At 57.8% G+C, this 17,383-nt stretch carries 22 protein-coding genes and 1 riboswitch; of the genes, 8 read left to right on the top strand and 14 right to left on the bottom strand.

The annotated features are described in order from the left end of the window. Positions 1 to 195: 195 nt before the first annotated feature. Positions 196 to 480, top strand: coding sequence for a hypothetical protein (locus NW816_RS06460; RefSeq protein ID WP_011431955.1), 285 nt, complete (start codon positions 196 to 198; stop codon positions 478 to 480). Between the two features lie 136 nt (positions 481 to 616). On the opposite strand, the gene NW816_RS06455 is transcribed toward NW816_RS06460, so the two are convergent. Further along, positions 617 to 1,345 carry a 2-phosphosulfolactate phosphatase family protein gene (locus NW816_RS06455; RefSeq protein WP_414408623.1) on the bottom strand — a complete coding sequence of 243 codons (729 nt, stop codon included), beginning with the start codon at positions 1,343 to 1,345 and terminating at the stop codon, positions 617 to 619. 26 nt (positions 1,346 to 1,371) lie between these two features. Further along, positions 1,372 to 2,145 (bottom strand): ABC transporter permease, encoded by a 774-nt coding sequence (locus NW816_RS06450; protein ID WP_414350495.1) that lies wholly within the window; start codon positions 2,143 to 2,145, stop codon positions 1,372 to 1,374. Between the two features lie 62 nt (positions 2,146 to 2,207). On the opposite strand from NW816_RS06450, the gene purS reads away from it, so the two are divergent. Beyond that, entirely contained in the window at positions 2,208 to 2,465 is a 258-nt protein-coding gene (purS, locus tag NW816_RS06445) for a phosphoribosylformylglycinamidine synthase subunit PurS (RefSeq protein WP_011431952.1), read from the top strand. A 115-nt stretch (positions 2,466 to 2,580) separates the two neighbouring features. Further along, complete coding sequence (gene purQ / locus NW816_RS06440) at positions 2,581 to 3,258, top strand: phosphoribosylformylglycinamidine synthase subunit PurQ (RefSeq protein WP_414408622.1); 678 nt, start codon at positions 2,581 to 2,583, stop codon at positions 3,256 to 3,258. A 17-nt stretch (positions 3,259 to 3,275) separates the two neighbouring features. On the opposite strand, the gene NW816_RS06435 is transcribed toward purQ, so the two are convergent. From NW816_RS06435 to psbB, 3 genes are all read right to left on the bottom strand, one after another. Beyond that, entirely contained in the window at positions 3,276 to 3,686 is a 411-nt protein-coding gene (locus NW816_RS06435) for a response regulator (RefSeq protein WP_414408621.1), read from the bottom strand. A 399-nt stretch (positions 3,687 to 4,085) separates the two neighbouring features. Then, complete coding sequence (locus NW816_RS06430) at positions 4,086 to 4,184, bottom strand: photosystem II reaction center protein T (RefSeq protein ID WP_011431949.1); 99 nt, start codon at positions 4,182 to 4,184, stop codon at positions 4,086 to 4,088. A gap of 106 nt (positions 4,185 to 4,290) precedes the next feature. Beyond that, complete coding sequence (gene psbB, locus NW816_RS06425; protein WP_011431948.1) at positions 4,291 to 5,823, bottom strand: photosystem II chlorophyll-binding protein CP47; 1,533 nt, start codon at positions 5,821 to 5,823, stop codon at positions 4,291 to 4,293. 360 nt (positions 5,824 to 6,183) lie between these two features. Between psbB and NW816_RS06420 the strand changes: the two genes are divergently transcribed. After that, complete coding sequence (locus tag NW816_RS06420) at positions 6,184 to 6,480, top strand: 2Fe-2S iron-sulfur cluster-binding protein (protein WP_414350488.1); 297 nt, start codon at positions 6,184 to 6,186, stop codon at positions 6,478 to 6,480. An 86-nt stretch (positions 6,481 to 6,566) separates the two neighbouring features. Further along, the gene (psbM, locus tag NW816_RS06415) at positions 6,567 to 6,674 is read left to right on the top strand and encodes a photosystem II reaction center protein PsbM (protein ID WP_071818137.1); all 108 of its coding nucleotides are present in this window, start codon (positions 6,567 to 6,569) and stop codon (positions 6,672 to 6,674) included. 138 nt (positions 6,675 to 6,812) lie between these two features. Here the strand turns inward: psbM and NW816_RS06410 are convergent, their stop codons facing one another. The 7 genes from NW816_RS06410 to NW816_RS06380 all read right to left on the bottom strand — a co-directional run bounded on the left by NW816_RS06410 (position 6,813) and on the right by NW816_RS06380 (position 13,689). Then, complete coding sequence (locus tag NW816_RS06410; protein ID WP_414330014.1) at positions 6,813 to 7,199, bottom strand: VOC family protein; 387 nt, start codon at positions 7,197 to 7,199, stop codon at positions 6,813 to 6,815. 206 nt (positions 7,200 to 7,405) lie between these two features. Continuing rightward, complete coding sequence (gene thiC, locus NW816_RS06405; protein WP_414408620.1) at positions 7,406 to 8,773, bottom strand: phosphomethylpyrimidine synthase ThiC; 1,368 nt, start codon at positions 8,771 to 8,773, stop codon at positions 7,406 to 7,408. Positions 8,774 to 8,778: 5 nt separating this feature from the next. Beyond that, a riboswitch (TPP riboswitch) is annotated at positions 8,779 to 8,879 on the bottom strand. 112 nt (positions 8,880 to 8,991) lie between these two features. After that, on the bottom strand, positions 8,992 to 9,729 hold the full coding sequence (locus NW816_RS06400) for a DUF1995 family protein (RefSeq protein WP_414408619.1): 738 nt from the start codon (positions 9,727 to 9,729) through the stop codon (positions 8,992 to 8,994). A 40-nt stretch (positions 9,730 to 9,769) separates the two neighbouring features. Beyond that, positions 9,770 to 10,234 (bottom strand): GUN4 domain-containing protein, encoded by a 465-nt coding sequence (locus NW816_RS06395; RefSeq protein ID WP_414330005.1) that lies wholly within the window; start codon positions 10,232 to 10,234, stop codon positions 9,770 to 9,772. A gap of 51 nt (positions 10,235 to 10,285) precedes the next feature. Further along, a complete protein-coding gene (locus NW816_RS06390; RefSeq protein WP_011431942.1) occupies positions 10,286 to 10,813 on the bottom strand; it encodes a hypothetical protein in 528 nt (175 codons plus the stop codon). A 357-nt stretch (positions 10,814 to 11,170) separates the two neighbouring features. After that, entirely contained in the window at positions 11,171 to 13,123 is a 1,953-nt protein-coding gene (locus NW816_RS06385) for a bifunctional metallophosphatase/5'-nucleotidase (RefSeq protein WP_414408629.1), read from the bottom strand. 212 nt (positions 13,124 to 13,335) lie between these two features. Then, complete coding sequence (locus NW816_RS06380; RefSeq protein WP_414329999.1) at positions 13,336 to 13,689, bottom strand: MGMT family protein; 354 nt, start codon at positions 13,687 to 13,689, stop codon at positions 13,336 to 13,338. A gap of 61 nt (positions 13,690 to 13,750) precedes the next feature. Here NW816_RS06380 and NW816_RS06375 point away from each other — a divergent pair, with 61 nt between their 5' ends. The 3 genes from NW816_RS06375 to ndk all read left to right on the top strand — a co-directional run bounded on the left by NW816_RS06375 (position 13,751) and on the right by ndk (position 15,521). Continuing rightward, entirely contained in the window at positions 13,751 to 14,263 is a 513-nt protein-coding gene (locus NW816_RS06375; protein ID WP_414408618.1) for a hypothetical protein, read from the top strand. A gap of 49 nt (positions 14,264 to 14,312) precedes the next feature. Beyond that, positions 14,313 to 14,984: a HupE/UreJ family protein gene (locus tag NW816_RS06370; RefSeq protein ID WP_011431938.1), complete on the top strand. Its 672-nt coding sequence runs from the start codon at positions 14,313 to 14,315 to the stop codon at positions 14,982 to 14,984. 87 nt (positions 14,985 to 15,071) lie between these two features. Then, positions 15,072 to 15,521: a nucleoside-diphosphate kinase gene (gene ndk / locus NW816_RS06365; protein ID WP_011431937.1), complete on the top strand. Its 450-nt coding sequence runs from the start codon at positions 15,072 to 15,074 to the stop codon at positions 15,519 to 15,521. 63 nt (positions 15,522 to 15,584) lie between these two features. Here the strand turns inward: ndk and NW816_RS06360 are convergent, their stop codons facing one another. Then, on the bottom strand, positions 15,585 to 16,679 hold the full coding sequence (locus tag NW816_RS06360; RefSeq protein WP_414408617.1) for a macro domain-containing protein: 1,095 nt from the start codon (positions 16,677 to 16,679) through the stop codon (positions 15,585 to 15,587). A gap of 13 nt (positions 16,680 to 16,692) precedes the next feature. Beyond that, positions 16,693 to 17,313 (bottom strand): DUF4433 domain-containing protein, encoded by a 621-nt coding sequence (locus NW816_RS06355; protein ID WP_414408628.1) that lies wholly within the window; start codon positions 17,311 to 17,313, stop codon positions 16,693 to 16,695. Positions 17,314 to 17,383: the final 70 nt, after the last annotated feature.

Below are 17,383 nucleotides of genomic sequence, written 5' to 3'. Positions count from 1 at the left end.
TCTAAAAAAACCAACTTCATCCTCTTTCCTCTATAAATTATTCTCTCTATCCTAACATAAGATCAACACGACCTAGCAATCCAAGAGGATTTGTTATGCTGAGTTAACTTGAGCTGCTTGGGCCTTGGCAGCGGTTTCCATCCTTACCTTAAGTCTGTCTGTGTTCTGTGGAGCTTTCTAGCCGATCTACGGTCTATGCACTATGAGCGATTGATCAACATGGTCTTGCGGGCCTACGGCCAAAGCAGCCGCCATGGCCTGGATCAGGAAACTCTGACCCTCTACTCAGAAGGCCCCTACACCCTCTACAAACTCACTTCCCATTTCGATCGCCGCTCCATTTTTGTGTTGGCCCAGAATCAGCGGGATATGTTTGTTTCTGGCGATGCGTTTAACAACAAGCTGATCCCAGGGGAATGGCAGGCGTGGCTGCACCAGAAAGCGCTGGGCATCGCTCCCGACACGGCACAAGCAGGTTAGCCGAAGACCATATCTGGCGTGGAAGGATCCCCAAGCCTACGCCCGGCCTGTTGAGATCCAGCCCATGCTGACAATGGCCGCCTACTTCCAGCTCAGAGGGTGGTGGGATCCACAGGTCGCTCCACCTGTCCAGAATCTACCCGCCACTGGCCAAAACCCCAGGCTGAACCTGTCGGGGCACCACCGAGAGACGATCCAGATCGGCACAATAGGCCAGATCCTGATCGTTTTCCGGCCCCAGACCCAATAGCCGTTGCCCGTGGCTAGAGCGCCGCAACAAACCCAGCAGATCATCCTGCCAAGTTTGGTAGAGGGCCAAGGCTGCCACTGCCTCGTCGTTGCCCAACTGGTTCAAAGAGCAGCCCAAGCGATGCAGGATAGCCCCGGCACAGGCAGTATCTTCCAGTGAAAAGGCCCCTTCCCACCCGGATCCCACCAGCCACACCTCGGCAAAGGATCCCCGTCTGAGAAAGTCCACCACGGCCCCCAAGTTCACCAGGGCTGCTGTGATCACCACCGGGATCCCTTCAATGCGCTGTAGGCTGCGCGTGCCGTTGGTGGTGCTCAGGAAGACGCGCTTGTCCCGAACGCGGTCGGGGGTGTAGTCGAGAGGGGAATTGCCCAGGTCGAATCCCGCCACCGCTTTGCCCCCCCGTTCCCCGGCCAAAAGCCGCTGGGAAGCCGGCCAGTTTTGGCTCACCTCTTGGAGCTGCTGCAGGTGGGCAAACACCTGTACCGCTTCTGCTCCTGCTGCCAGCGCTGTGGCAATGGTGGTGGTGGCCCGCAGCACATCAATGGCCACTGCACATTCTGGGATCCCGGATGAAGGCACCTGTTCAGGCGTATGGAAGTGGAAAAAACGCATGGAGCAAGGGGTAAGGATCGAAAACGTCAGAACTCACGCCGGGCGAACACCAACACCGCCAGAATCAGCAGCAAAAGGGTGTAAACCAAGCCGTACAGTGCATCTCCGAGAAGTTCTGCTGGGGGCGGAACTTGGCCGTAAACCGCAGCATCTCTCAAATTGAGGCGCTCCAAATCCGGCAGGATCAAATAAATCACCTCAAACAGTTTGCCAAATCCGGCATCTTTCACCAGCTTGCTCAGTTGCAGCAGGGCGCGGCTGGCATGGCCCATCAGGAACAGGGCAATGGTGTAGAGGGTGGCCAGAATCGAGGAAGTGAAAACCCCGAACAGCAGGGCTGCGGCAACAATCAGCACCAGCTCTAAGAAAGTGAAGACTGTTGCCCAGAGAATGGCCAAAAGGGGGATCGGGGCCTGCACCAGCAGCAAGCTCAGCAGAAACACAACCGTCATCAGCAGCACCAGCACCGACAGCAGCGCCGATAGGCCCAGATGCTTGCCGACAATGAACTCTGCCCGGCTCATGGGTTTGGCGATCAGCACATACACCGTGCGTTTTTCAATCTCCTTATTCACCAGCCCTGTGCCCACGAAAATGGCCACGATCAGGCCGAAGAAGTGAATGGCCGCCAACCCCAGGTCGGCAATGATTTTGTTGTGGGCCTGGTTGGCCACCTGCGGGATCAAAACAGCGGCTCCCAGCATGGCCACCGCAAATACCATCACCAGGTAGAGAATCCGATCCCGAATCGTTTCCCGGAAAACGTTGTGGGCAATGGCCACCACGCGCGACGCATCCATGACTGAACCCAAAGCTGTGATGATCCGACTGATACACTGGTAACAGATCCAGCCTTTATTCTATGCAGTTCCAGGCCCAGATTCAGATTCACCTACGCCCCTCTGTTCTCGATCCCGCCGGGGCTGCGGTTCAGTCCAGCTTGCATCAGCTGGGGCATACCCAGGTACAGCAGGTGCGCATTGGCAAGCATATCCAACTGCAGCTAGAGGCCCCCGACGCCGAGACCGCCCACCGCCAGGTGGATGAGCTGTGCCATCAACTGCTGGCCAACCCGGTGATTGAGACTTATCAAATCCAAGTGGCTGCCATCGGTGGTTAATTTGATGGGTTCACGCGATTTGGGGTTGATCTGATGGCCATTCCAAAAATACCCCCAATCCCTCTTCCATCCCTCTAATCTGACCATCTTCTTTCCTCTCACTTAAGGGATCCCAATGGCCGGCGTGAGGTTTGGCGTTGTTGTTTTTCCGGGTTCCAACTGCGACCGAGATGTAGCCTGGGTAACCCGCGGCCTCTTGGGCTGCCCAACGCGGCTGATCTGGCACCGAGAGACGGATTTGTCGGAGCTGGATGTGGTGGTGCTGCCGGGGGGCTTCAGCTATGGGGATTATTTGCGTTGTGGGGCCATCGCTCGTTTTGCTCCGGTGATGGGATCCCTGAAGGAGCACGTAGCGCGAGGGGGCTATGTGCTGGGCATCTGCAATGGCTTTCAGATCTTAACAGAGGCGGGCCTGCTGCCGGGGGCGCTGGTGCGCAATGCCAACCTGCACTTTATCTGCGACCGAGTGGGGATCCGTATAGAACGGCAGGATCTTCCCTGGACAAGCGCGTATCCCCAGGGATCCACCCTAACCCTGCCCATCGCCCATGGGGAAGGCCGCTATACCTGCGACCCGGATACCCTCAAGCAATTGCAGGATCAAGGGCAGATCGTCCTTCGCTATGCTCCGGTTGCGCCCAACGGCTCTGTGGACAACATCGCCGGCATTTGCGATCCCAGCGGTCGGATTCTGGGTTTAATGCCCCACCCTGAGCGGGCAGCAGATCCCGATTTGCCAGGGCAAGATGGGATCCCCTTTTGGCAGTCGATTTTGCGCAGCTTCGCCGCCTAACTCTTCTCCAGGAGAACTCACCCCTGCCCCGGCCCTCGAGACAACACCTGGCGAACTTGATTCACCATCTCCTCATGATCCACCACCGGCTTGGCAATGTAGCCATCTGCCCCGCTCTGGGCCAAAAATGCCTCGCGGTCGCCGCGCATCGCATGGGCCGTCACCAAAATGATGGGGATGGAGCTGCTTTTCAGATCCGCCTTCAACAGTTGGGCAATGCGGATCCCGTCCACCGCCTCGCCGCGAAAGGTGCTCTGGGACAGGGAAACATCCAACAAAATGACATCCACCTCGTGCCCCTGGGCCAGCTTCAAAATCTGCTCCACATCCTGGCTGTGAAAGACCTCAAAACCTCCCCGCCGTCGCAACACCTTCTCAAAAACACGGGCGTTGATCGGATCATCTTCCACCAGCAGCACTGTTGCCATCGTTAACCCAATCTTGAATCTGAACCCAAGCTAAGCTGTCTCTGGGATCCCAAAAGCCATCCTAAGGCATCCTTAGCGAGTTCAATTTGAGCAGTAGGACAAGCGTTCTCCTACAGAGTACTGAAGAGTACCGAAAAGGGTCTCAGTAGCTCTGAGAACTCCCCCCTCCTCTCCCAAAAGGAAGGATCCTCAGGTTGCCGCTACTTGACTATTTATTTTGGAATCTTATTTTGGAATCACTCCATTCCGAGTTGCCGCTACCCAACCGCAAATAGGAAAGCCGGAGAGAGCTCCGGCCCCATCCAGAACTAAGCCTAAACCACAAATCTCAAAAGAGACTGACCTTCCCTCTGCCTTGCTTGAGCCCGGCACAGCAGGAACGGCAGCCACTACCCTGGGTTACTTCTTGGTAATTCTCGGAGTTTCCCGAAAGGCGACCGCGAAAAACAGAAGGCCCAACGTCAAAAACAGGATAAAGGTGTAGGTGATGGCTTCCATACAAAACCTCCATTTCTAAGGGGGCTTGATTCCAGATTAACTCGGAGCCGCCAGCACCCCATCTCCAAAGTGAAGCAGAGTGCCGACGGCATCGCCGAAAAGGGCTCTAGGCTTCCTGAACCTTGCGAGTGGTGGGATCCCCTACTTTCTGGAAGACGCCGAACTCCACCATTTCCTCGCTCATATTGGGGTCAATACCGGCGAACACATCGCGGAAGAGAGTGCGAGCGCCGTGCCAGATGTGGCCAAAGAAGAACAGCAGGGCAAAGACCGCGTGAGCAAAGGTAAACCAACCGCGGGGGCTGGTGTGGAAGGTGCCGTCCGCCTTGGGGGTTTCTCGGTCGAACTCAAACAACTGACCCAACTGGGCCTGGCGGGCATATTTCTTGACGGTTGCCGGGTCGGTAAACACCTGACCGTCCAGCTTGCCGCCGTAAAACTCCACCGTCACGCCCACCTGCTCAAAGCTATAGCGAGACTCTGCCCGACGGAAGGGAATGTCTGCCCGCACCACCCCATCGGCATCCCGCAGGATAACCGGGAAGGTCTCGAAGAAGTTGGGCATCCGCTGCACCGTCAGCTCCCGCCCTTCGCGGTCACGGAACACCGGGTAGCCCAGCCACTCGATGGCAATGCCATCCCCTTTGTTCATGGGGCCAGCTCGGAACAGACCCCCCTTGGCCGGGCTGTTGCCCACGTAGTCGTAGAAGAGCAAAGATTTGGGCAGGGAGTTGTAGGCCTCGCTGCGGGTCATCCCGGCTTCCATAGCCGCATTTACCCGGCGGTTAATCTCCTGGTTGAAATAGCCAGAATCCCATTGGTAGCGGGTGGGACCAAACAGCTCCACAGGGGTAGTGGCGCTGCCGTACCACATGGTTCCGGCCACCACAAAACCGGCAAAAAACACCGCCGCAATCGAGCTGGAAAGCACCGTCTCGATGTTCCCCATTCGCAGAGCGCGATAGAGGCGCTGGGGTGGGCGTACCGTGATGTGAAATAGACCTGCAATGATGCCCACGATGCCTGCAGCAATGTGGTGGGCCACCACCCCTCCGGCGTTGTAGGGGTTAAAACCGGCTGGCCCCCATTCCGGTGCTACCGGCTGGACGTGTCCCGTCGTCGCATAGGGATCGCTCACCCACATCCCCGGGCCAAACACCCCCGTCAGGTGAAAGGCGCCAAACCCAAAGCAGAGGATCCCGGCCAACAGCAGGTGGATCCCAAATATTTTCGGCAGATCCAAAGCCGGCTCGCCGGTGCGGGGATCCCGGAACAGCTCCAGATCCCAGTACACCCAGTGCCAGCAGGCCGCCAAGAAGAGCAATCCGGACAAAACGATATGAGCAGTGGCTACCCCTTCAAACGTCCAGAAGCCCGCATTGGCTACGCTCTCGCCGTAGATATTCCAACCGCCCCAGGAGTTGACCACCCCCAGGCGAACCATAAATGGCATGACAAACATGCCCTGACGCCACATCGGATTTAGGACAGGATCCGACGGATCGAAAATGGCCGTCTCATAAAGCGCCATTGATCCGGCCCAACCTGCTACCAGAGCAGTATGCATCAGGTGAACCGCGATTAGGCGACCTGGGTCATTCAGTACAACCGTATGGACCCGATACCACGGTAGTCCCATAAAGCTCGGTCCTCCACGTTCTCCAACACTTGCGCGATATCCAGTCAAAATTAAGCCGACATCTTACCTGGGATCCTGACCTGAGCAGTTTCTTCAGAGTCGAGGGGTGCCGCACCCGCTTGAACCCCTGAGCGCACCCAAGAGGATATCGCTCTCAGAATTTCCATCACGGGCATCAAACAGTATAACGAAACGCTACCGACCTGAGTGGCTTCAGGCAGGATGCCGTCTCACTTTAGGCATCATCTTCCCAGATCTCTCGCCAGAGATTAAAAATATGACTTAAAATGTTACAATACTTAGCAACTGTGAGCGCTCTCCTGGCTCAGTCTGAAAGGTGTCGTGGTTTCTGGCAGGGGTATGGCAACGATCCGCTTCGTCAACGAGAACCGAGAGATCTTCGTCGCTGAAGGCGCTAACCTGCGCCTGAAGGCTCTGGAAAACCAGATCGATCTCTACAAAATGATGGCCAAGCTGCTCAACTGCGGCGGCAACGGCCAATGTGGCACCTGTGTGGTGGAGATTGTCGAGGGATCCGAGCATCTCTCCCCTCGCACCGAGGCAGAAAACCGCAAGCTCAAGCGCAAGCCCGATAGCTACCGCCTTGCCTGCCAGACCAAGGTGTTGGGGGATGTTTCGGTCAAAACCAAGCCCTAGCCTTGGCCCGCCCGTTTTCCCTTTGGGCAAGTCGTACTCAAGAGTGGTATGCTGACTGCCAGTTGGGCTTGTGGCATTTGTGAGTTATGGAGACGAACTACCTGGGCATCTTGGCCACTCTCTTAGTCGTTCTGGTGCCCGCCATCTTCCTGGTGATTTTGTACGTGCAAACCTCCAGCAGATCTGGTGACTGAGTGGGCAGCTCCTGCCGATTCAAATTGGGCAAGGGGTATTCCTAAAGCCGGTCAAAAAGGGGATCCCCTGTGTACAGGAGGATCCCTTTGCGTTGGACAAACTGAGAGTACTTGGGGGAGCGCCCTCAAGGTGCTAAGTCAAGCTGTGGCTTGGGCTGCCTTGGCTTGGTCGAAGGTTCCCGCAGGTTCATACAAAAACTCAAACAGGTTGCCGTCGGGATCCTTGCCATAGAAAGAGGCAGTGCCATCCCGGTGGCTGTGGATTTCCCCCACCAGGATCCCTTGGGATTTCAGGCGCTGGTGCTCTTGCCGAAGCTCCTCCAGGTTGTCGAAGACAAAGCCAAAGTGGGGCCCTGCTGCGCGATAGCCCGGCCCCAGCAGTGCCAGCCCATCCTCTCCCGCCTTCATGTAGGCCCAGTCGGGATCCTGCCAGACGTTGACCATGCCCAGCTTTTGGTAGAACTCCACCGCCTTGGGGATGTCTTCTACCCGGATGGCGACATGCCCGAGTTGTCTAAGTGCCATGTCATCCTCTGTGCTCAAGTGAGCCAACTGCAACGGTTCTCCTCCAGATCAGCTTGACACACTCCCCACCCCGAAGGGTAGGGATCCCCGCAGCAAGACAGGGCTCTAGACCTGACTTCTTGAGAACTTGAGACAGGGATCCCAATCCAGTCCATAGGCAGGACAGAAGATGGTTTCAACCCATTGGATTGGGGATGAACCAAGACTTATCCTGTTGGCTGCGCGGCCAAGAACCGCTCCAGCTCGCTCAAAGCCTCTGCATCCATCTTGGTTTGCATAGGGCAAAACTTTGGCCCACACATAGAGCAAAACTCTGCCGTTTTGTAGATATCTGCCGGCAAGGTTTCGTCGTGATATTCTCTGGCGCGTTCTGGATCCAAAGACAATTCAAACTGCCGGTTCCAGTCGAAGTTATAGCGGGCCCTCGACATCTCATCATCCCGATCCCTGGCACCGGGGCGATGACGGGCAATATCGGCAGCATGGGCGGCAATTTTATAGGCAATTAAGCCGTTGCGCACGTCCTCTGCATTGGGCAAACCCAGGTGCTCTTTGGGGGTGACATAGCAAAGCATGGCTGCCCCGTACCAGCCAGCCAAGGCCGCCCCAATGGCGGAGCTGATGTGGTCATAGCCTGCCGCAATATCGGTTACCAGAGGTCCCAAAACATAGAAGGGAGCCTCATCGCACTCTTCCATTTGCTTGCGCACGTTGAATTCAATTTGATCCATCGGCACGTGGCCGGGCCCTTCCACCATGACCTGCACATCGTGCTCCCAAGCCATGCGGGTCAACTGGCCCAGGGTTTTCAACTCCGCCAGTTGTGCTTCATCAGAAGCATCGTGCAAGCATCCCGGTCGCAAAGAATCTCCCAAACTGAAAGAAACATCGTATTTCTTGAAAATCTCAATAATATCGCGGAAGTGGGTATAGAGAGGATTTTGTTTGTGGTGGGCCAACATCCAGCGGGCTAGGATCCCACCTCCACGGGAAACAATTCCCGTCAGGCGATGGCGCACCAACGGCAGATATTCGATCAGGATCCCGGCATGGATGGTCATGTAGTCCACCCCCTGCTGGGCCTGTTTTTCGATAACATGCAAGATGTCTTCTGCAGAAAGTTTTTCGACGTTGCCGTGCACACTTTCTAGGGCTTGGTAGATGGGCACCGTACCAACCGGCACCGGAGAAGCTTGGATAATGGCAGTACGGATTTCATCCAAATCGCCGCCTCCGGTGGACAGATCCATAACAGTATCGGCGCCGTACTTGATGGCCAACTTCAGTTTCTCCAACTCTTCCGCCAATCCTGAGGAACTGGGGGAAGCGCCGATGTTGGCATTAACTTTACAGCGGGAAGCGATCCCAATGCACATCGGCTCCAGGTTGGTGTGATGGATGTTGGCAGGGATGATCATGCGACCCCGGGCCACTTCCGAGCGGATCAGTTCCGCCGGCAGGTTTTCCCGCCGGGCCACGTACTCCATCTCTTCGGTAATCAGGCCTTGACGGGCAAAGTGCATTTGCGTTACATTTGCTTGCCCACGACGACGGGCAACCCATTCGCTGCGCATGTTGTCAACTCCAGTGCTCGCTTTCCTACGCTGGTATGAACCAGATCAGGTTCTGAGGATGTAATCTCAGCCTGGGGATAATCCCCAGACACTCCTAGCGTGGTGTGATCATATCACCGAAATAGAGATGAGGCGGGGAGCTTTATAGTCTTTATTAAAAGAGTTTGAGATAGTACTAACTCTCACCCCTGGCCTCTCTCCCCATGAGATCCTGACCCTCACAGGGATCCCAGCCAGCGCCGCCAGCTCCACCAGGGATCCTTTCCCTTGCTGGCCCTGAACAGTTCGGCCACTTCCTCGCCGGTGGGCTGGGCAATAAAAGTCTTCAAGACGCTGTAGAGGCCGGGCTCTTCCTGTTGCCACAGGCTCCAGGGATCCGGATAGGCCCGAAACAGGGCCCCCTCCACCAGGGAGCGCAGGTAGTAGCTGGTCTCAAAGGTGCTCAGGAACCGCTGGCGCAGACGGCGACCGGCCAGACCCACCCCCACGGTGGCGGCATCCTGCAATTGGGGGTTGAGGAGAACGACGGGTTTGGGATCCCGTCCTTTGGAAGTCAGCCCAGAGGGATCCCCGCCGCTGACCGCTTGGCAAACCCGCTCCACCTGATCCAAGCTGTAAACCGCTGGCATCACCAGCAGGAGGCTCTGTTCTGGGGTAGGTTGAGTCCGGGAAGTCAAGCTCTGTAATTCAATCCCTTCTGGCAGGGATCCCCATTCCCGCTGGGCCAGGGCTGCTCCGCCGGCATCGCTGAATAGCACCAAAGCAGGCGGTTGCAGCAGCTCCAAGAACGGGCGGGACAATACTTCTGGCTTGATGTCGGGGGCCAGGATCTCGATGAGCAGGCGGCGATATCCTGCTTGCATAGCCAGCCGTGTAGCCTGGATGGCCTGCTCACAGGCCTGGGCCAGGTCGATGGGCAAGTTGGGAAATTGGGTTATTTGCAGTTGCTCGGCCACAGTCTAGTCCAATTATGATTCAGCCAGTAACCAGGGATGCTCAGCCAGACACTTCTTCCCAAGCCTTGTGGGTGAGCAACTCCTCCAGAACCCGCACCCCCCGCAGTTGGTTGGAAAGGGGCAGGTGGCCCTTGGGGGCGGAGAGATCCCAGATGAACTCGTCAGGGTAGCGAGTCCAGTGGTAGCCCTGCTTCCAGCCAATGAGCGGCCAGAGGCGCTCCCAGTTGCGGTTCACCCCCAGCCACAGTTGCCGCTGCACCGAGTAGCCAAAGCGATCCCCGGAGGCCGCCCGCCACAGGCGATCGATCGTGCGCAGATCCTCGACCGGGATCCGGCTCACCTCGGAAAAATACAGCCAGCCCCGCCGCGCCGCCCCCTCTCCTGCCGCCCGACATAGCAGTTGTAGGCTCAGCCGATCCGCCTCCAGCCAGGCTCCCGCCGATAACAGCTCCTGTAGAGGACGATAGTCGATATTCAGGGCTGAAGTCAGAGGGACGGTCACCATTGCCAAGTTGCAAAAGGTCTCCCTTGATTTTAGTCCCTGCTGTCCGTCCCCTCAGGTTTCGGGCGGGTACTTGGGCGGATCCCCGAAGATGATGCGATAGCCGATGTACGCCACCCCCAACAGCCCTGCCAGGATCCACAAGAAAGCCGAAAAGGGCATGTAGGAAAAAAAGACAAGATAAACCCGGCGACTGAGCCAAGAAAAAATAAGATAGACTGCCGCCAAAATGCCGATCCCTTGCAAGGTGCGAAAAGCCGGCACCCGCGAGAGAGGCATGCGCTGCCGCGCCACCCAGATGGAGCTAAGAAAAGTCCAGGGAGGCACCAGCAGCAAGAACATATCCGCCTGCTTCACCACCGCCTGCCAGCCGGCGGTGTTGGTGGCATAGGCCAAGTAGCCCGCCCAGAGGACAAGAGTTACCGCTCCCAAGCCGATACTTAAGCTGAGCAAAAAAGGCTCCTCCCATTGGCCTGGGATCCAGTCGCAGAGAACCCAAACCACCCAAGGGGTGGCAAAGAGCAAAAGCGCAATGGCTAAGCCATTGGCGTTGAGCTGGGTAAAAAACGTCTCCAGAGTCATGAACAGCAAAAGGAGCGAACGTCACCCTTGATGGTAATGATTCCTCCTTGAGGAAGCAATTCAATCCGTATACAAATCCACCTATTGTGGGCAATGCCCGCAAGGTTTACAGCCCGCCTGGGCACCCCGGTAAACGTTGCCAAGTAACACCAGCAGGGATAGGAGTAGGAAAAAGAAAAGGGATCCTTGACGCTGGCCAGGGATCCCTTCCTGTAGTCTTTCCTAAAAAGCTCAAGACATTTTCTATGGCGTTGCTGAGGGAATTAACCCAAGCCACTCTCCCCTTTTGCAAGAAGTGAGTCTGGCATCGGAATCCCTACTCCTCCGGATCCATCCGCCTCAGTCCATTAACCCAATCTACAGCCCTTGCAGCACCGTATCGGGGCGGGCCGACAGGTTCTGGATGCGGGTATCCTGGGCCGGCGGGGTGTCCGGTTCGGTGAACACGCCGATCTGCCGCAAATACCGAGCCAAGGCATCTTGTTCGCTGCCGGGGGTATCGAAGGTGATGCCGGAACTGGGGGCCAAGTTCACCCGGTTGGGGTTGGACAGGCGAGGGAAGGGATAGTCATCCCCACCGTTGGCCAAGAAGTCCAGGGTCACCAGGCGGAAGGTGCGTCTGGGATCCCCTTGCACTTGGCCGTTGCGCACCACCACATCCCGACCCGTGGGCGTATCCACCCGCAAGGAGAGGACGCGGGATCCCGGTGGCCGCGAGGGATCAAAGCTAAAGGCAAAGCCGCCAATTTGCGGGAAACGGCCCGGCGTAGCTCCCGGCTGGGTTTGCGCCACCCCGTGTTCCACTATCTGCTTCAGTTCCTCAGCGGTGACGGTCAACAGAGAGAGGCCGTTGTTAAAAGCAAGGGCCGTTTCGATGTCCAGCTGAGAGATTTGACCGGACTGCTTGCCGGCCTCAGGGTTAGCCACCGGTGGGATCCGCTGCACCGGCTCACCGCCGCCACCACCAGTGGTAGCCCCAATGGGAGCGCGAATGCCGCCGCCATTTTTCAGGGAGATGACGGTGGAAGGATCGACCGTTCTGGCGTAGGCCAGGTTGGCATCGGCAGTGAGGTTGCCCAGGTTGGTTTCCTCAGTGCGCACCTCTGCCCGCAGGCCGTTGAGAAATTGGGTGGTGGAGCCGAAGGTGCGGCCATCTTTGGTGCGGATGATGTTGCCAATTTCGTTGGCTATCCGCACTACGTCGGGATTGGGGGTGCCCCTGACGGCTGCTACCCCTTGGTCGTCGGCGGCATAGGCACCGCTGACCGGATCGATGCGGGCAATAACCCCGTTGGCGTCGAAGCTGACCACCAGGCGGCCCACGTAGCGATAGTTGGAGCCGGTGTTGACCACCGCCACCGGTTGACCACTGGCAGAGGAGCGCAAGATGGGGTAGTCACCCGTGCGGGTATCGGGCAAATCAGTGCGCAGGCGGTCGGTGGGCTTGGCAATCACCCGGTGGGATCCCCCGGCAATGATGATGTCCACATTTCGCAATTGGCTGGCTAGGCTCACCTCGTTTTGCAACTGCTGCAGGTGGGCCAGGAGGATAATTTTGTTGATGCCTTGGGCAGTGAGTTGATCGACAAAGCCCTGGATCAGGGCAGCACTTACCTGGTCGGTGTCGTCCACTCTGCCTTCCACCCTCACCTCTGGGCCGGGGCTGGAAATGGCAGCCAAGCGAGTGGTGGTGGCTCCCACCAAGCCAATTCGCTGCCCTCCTACGGTAATCACTGCTGTCTTGGCAATTCTGCCTCGAATGGAGCTGGCCTCTTGGCCATCGGCGGCAAAGTCAGCGCTGGCCAATTCCCCGGTGCCGCTGAAGCTGAGGTTGGCGCTCAGATAGGGAAAACGAGCCCCAGCGTAGCCGCGGCCCGTGTCGGGCCGAATTAGATCACGAATCTGGCGCGTGCCTTGGTCGAACTCGTGGTTGCCGAAGGCAGCCGCCTCAAAGCCAATGGCGTTGATGATCTCGATATCGGCTTTGCCAGGGGTGAGGTTGTAACGGCCTTGCAGAGACCGATCCGTGCTGGCATTGTAGAAGGGGCTGGGAATATAGTTGTCCCCACTGGAGAGCACCACCGTATTTGGGAATTGGGGGCGCAGAGCGTTCACCACCGCCGAGAAGCGCGGCGCATCTTGTACGGCAGCGATCGAGGCTTCCAAGTCGCTGGCATGTAGGATTTGCAGGGTAAAAGCGGGCGGCTGAGTCGAGAGAGCCACATTGGGATCCGAGGCGATAAACCCAGCCCCTCCGCCGGTTGGGGGAACCGAGCTGCTGCTACCGCAGGCGCTGGCCAGGCTCAGCACCAAACACCACAACCCGACCCACAGGGACCTGGCCAGAGGGTTCAGCCAATCCGGGAGCCATCTCTTGGCAGGGGCAGACCCTCGAGCACGGCAAGCTGGTTTCATGACAATTCCTTCACTCCATCCACAAGAGAGGACGCATCCGCGTTCACGTTACCAAGGCTGGGATTGGGGTTTCGCTATGACCTGTTTAAGGTTAGGTCAAGCCTAGGTTAAACTTCCCCTGGATCCCAGCCAAATTGTTGCAAGTCCACCTGGCCCTCGGCGTCGAAGTGGATCCCTTCGGCTTGCAGCAGCGCTTTCTGCAGGTCGTCGTAGCCCAGGCGAAAAGGGGAGTAGGAAATGCAGCCCTGGGCGTTGATCACCCGGTGCCAAGGGATGTCGGTGTTTTGGCCTTGCAGGCGAAACAAAGCATAGCCCACCTGGCGAGCATAGCCGGGGTAACCGGCAACCCGCGCCACCTGCCCATAGGTGGCCACTCGGCCCGGCGGGATCCGCCGCACCACTTCGTAAAAGCGCTGGTAGAGGCTAGTAGATGGAGCGCTAGTGGAGCCAGACTGGGTCACAGGGATCCTCGCTCAAACTTGGCAGACAATAAGATGTGGAACGGATTGGATCCCCGGGTCCATGAGCTATTTAATCGCGGTACTGCCGGATCGCATAGCCGCTGAGGCGGCCTACAGCGCCCTGGAACAAGCCGGCTTTTCCCTGGAGCGATTGCATCTGCTGGGGCGGGGCTACAAGAGTGCCGACGAGTTTGGGCTGATTGACCCGGCCCAAGCGGCCCGCCGTCAGATGCGGCGCCTGGCCATTTGGTTGGTGCCCTTTGGCTTTTTGGCCGGGGTGGGGTTCAGCGTTTTGAGTGGTTTGGATACCTTTGCCTGGGCGGGACCTATAGGCAACCACCTGATCGGCGGCCTATTGGGCGCGATGGGCGGGGCCATGGGCAGCTTTTTTGTCGGGGGCGGGGTGGGCTTGTCCAGTGGCTCCGGCGATGCCTTGGCTTACCGCAACCGCCTCGCTGCGGGCAAGTATGTGCTCATTGTGGAAGAAGAGAACGAAACCCGCCTCCGCGAAGCCACGCGGATTTTGCGCCAGTTTGAGCCGGAAAATCTGCAAGGGTACAGAGAGCGCCCCTAGACTGGGAGATCTGGGCAGCTATTGAGAGAACTCAGGGAGGTCCAAAAGCATGTCTTGGCTGTGGCAGCAAGTCCCATCGCCGCTTGGGCGGTGGCGGAAGGAAGGGATCCCCAGCTTTGCCGCTGCTGGGGGTGCACTGGCAGTTACGGGGTTTTTTTCGCCGGCTTTTGCCCACCACGCCCTGGGAGGGAAACTGCCTGCAACGGCCTGGGAGGGATTTCTCTCCGGGCTGGCTCACCCTGTCATTGGCTTGGATCACCTGGCCTTCGTCGTGGCCATCGGTCTTGTGGCGGCGGGGCAGCCCTGGCGCTATGGGATCCCGCTGGGCTTTGTGCTAGCGGGTCTGGTGGGCACTGGGATCCACCTGGCCGGCTGGGATCCCCTGGGACTGACGGAGCTGGCCATTGCCTCTTCCGTGGTTCTCTTCGGCTTGCTGCTGGTGCAACCGCGGCAGATCCCAAGTTGGCTCTTGCTAATAGGGGGATCCCTGGCGGGGCTATTCCATGGCTATGCCTACGCCGAAACCATTATCGGCGCCCAACCCATGCCTTGGGTGGGATATCTACTGGGGTTGAGCACCGTCCAGTATGGGGTAGCTCTCCTGGCCCTTTGGGCAGCAGAACGCTGGGGGTTGCGGATCCCTGGCTTAACTCGCTGGGCCGGCTGGGCGATTACAGTGGTGGGGGCTGCCTTCCTGACCTTGGCAGTGGTGGGCGCGTAAAAAGCGCTAATTTTGCTCCCTTGCGCTCGGGATCCCCGATCCGGTACAAGGATAGCGGTGAAGATCTGTAAAACGAGGGGAGATCCCATGGAGCGCACCTTTATTGCCATCAAGCCAGACGGCGTGCAGCGGGGGCTGGTGGGCACCATCATCCAGCGCCTGGAGAGCCGGGGCTACCAATTGGTGGGCCTGAAGCTGGTGCAAGTGAGCCAAGAGCTGGCGGAAGCCCATTACGCCGAACACAAGGAGCGCCCCTTCTTCCACAGTTTGGTGAAGTTCATTACCTCGGGGCCGGTGGTGGCTATGGTCTGGCAGGGCAAAGGGGTGATTGCTGCCGCCCGTAAGCTCATCGGCAAGACCAACCCCCTGGAGGCAGAACCGGGCACCATTCGCGGCGATTTTGGCATCGACATTGGCCGCAACCTCATTCACGGCTCCGATGGAGTTGAAACCGCGCAGCGGGAGATCGCCCTTTGGTTCGATGAGTCGGAATTGGTGAGCTGGACACCGGTTGCCCAAAGCTGGATTTATGAGTAGGTACTTGCTGCAGGCAAGGGGTAGTCGTGTTCGCAGGTTCCAGACCGGAAGTAGTGCAGAGCGCTAGGGCCGTGTTTCGAACTGGCTTCGGCTGGCCGCAAGCGGCTCTGTTGGAAGTGCCTTGAACCACCCCTTCTCTGCCAAAACTCGAGCGGCAAGCAGGATCTGTTTGCTACTGAATTGTTGTTTTCTATCTCCCCAGGCGTAGAAGCTTTCCACCAACTCTGCCGTCGTAGAAGGGTGCCCACGAGTCACGATCCAGTGGACAGTAGCCAGCAATTCTAGACCATAGGGCGACTCAAAGCCCTCCACGAGGTCGCTGACACGCTCAAAGCGTTCTCTCGTCTCTGGCTGTCCAGCGAGATATCTATGGGCTTCCTCGACAGCACCGGGCACCAGTTCCAGCTTCTTGTCTGGTCGATCACCGCCCGAGCCGTACCCAGAGATGTAATATCCCTCGATTTCTTTGAGAACATGCCGCAAGTTCTCGGCGTAGGGTCCATGAACGCCCTTTGTAAATCGCAGGCGAAGCGGCTCCCCGGCTTCCTGCAGGAAGTACATCAGCTTGTGCAGCTCAAGCAAAGAGACAAACGGAACAAGTAGACCGTTTACATAGCGCTCCATAAGGCCCACCAGCACCGCTCTTCCCGGCGTCAAGGAAGGGATCTGGCCGCGGCGCATGCTCTTCGGTAAAGGCTGAGGCCCGGTGGGCTCAAAGACAAGGATGTGGACGTCGGGAAGTTCTGCTAGCGCCTGCTCGATGCGGGAGCGCACATCGGGCCAATGAAGACCCCCGAGGCCGCAGCCTAGGGGTGGCAAAGCGACTGAGCGCAGACCAAGATGCCTGATCTCCTCGGCAAGGGACTTCAGCCCAGCTTCTATATCCTCGATCCGCGACTTCCCCCGCCAGTGGCGTTTTGTGGGGAAATTGATGATGTAGCGCGGATTGGTCAGGTTTCCGGTCTCGAAAACGAACATTTTGCCCGGTTGGACTTCCCCCCGCCGGCAGGCTGCGGCATAGGCCTTGAAGTTCCCAGGCCATGATTTCTTAAACTGCAGCGCGATGCCCTGGCCCATGATGCCGACACAGTTGACAGAACTTACCAGCGCCTCCACATCGGCTTCCAGGATATCTCCGGCACGGTATTCAAGAACCATGGGCCTCCCTTGGTCAAAAATACCAATCAGCACGTACTTCCACCGTAGGAGTGTATTGACTCCTCGCCAGCACTTGGTTAACTTTGCACCTAAGGTTAGCCTGGCACACTCCAATTCTTTCGACGAGATCAAAGGGAAAGTAGCCGTAAAGAAGAAATTCTGCCTGCTTGCGTTCCTTGACCTCTGGGTTGCGGAAATCCCTGGCGGCAATAGCGCCCCAGTCTAGCTCACCAAGACAGCCAAGCTGGGAGCGGAACTCAGTGTAGCGGGCACCCGCGTTGGAGAGGGAGAAAGCCCACCGAACTTGATTGTGATCAGCCCAAGCGATGACCCGATGCAGATCTGCCTCGAGATGCACGATCCGAGTCTGGCCACCGCGATAGGTCAATTCGGGATGGTTCGCGCAATGGATAACGTAGAGCATGATCGAGCGAGGGCAAAAATAAAGAGGAACATAGTCGCCGACTTTTGTGCCAGGGTGGCATGAAACTTCCAGCTCCTTAATCCGACGTTGCTTGATTTTGGACATGCCAATGGTTCGCGCTGGCCCCCCTTTTTGGAGTACTGCTGCGTCAGAGAGGAGCCCACCAGTGTTTACCGAAAAAACGCCGTAAAGCCCTGCCCTTGAGGGCAGGGATGTAAGGCGCAGACCGTTTTATCCCTTCAGGAACGCTGTTCGCGGTAGCGGTGCGTAGCACTTTAAA

Origin of the sequence: Synechococcus sp. W55.1, assembly GCF_047461655.1 — a bacterium.
Taxonomy (GTDB): Bacteria; Cyanobacteriota; Cyanobacteriia; order Thermostichales; family Thermostichaceae; genus Thermostichus.
Note: the sequence above shows the minus strand (reverse complement) of the source record. Positions and strands in the feature narration are given on the sequence as shown.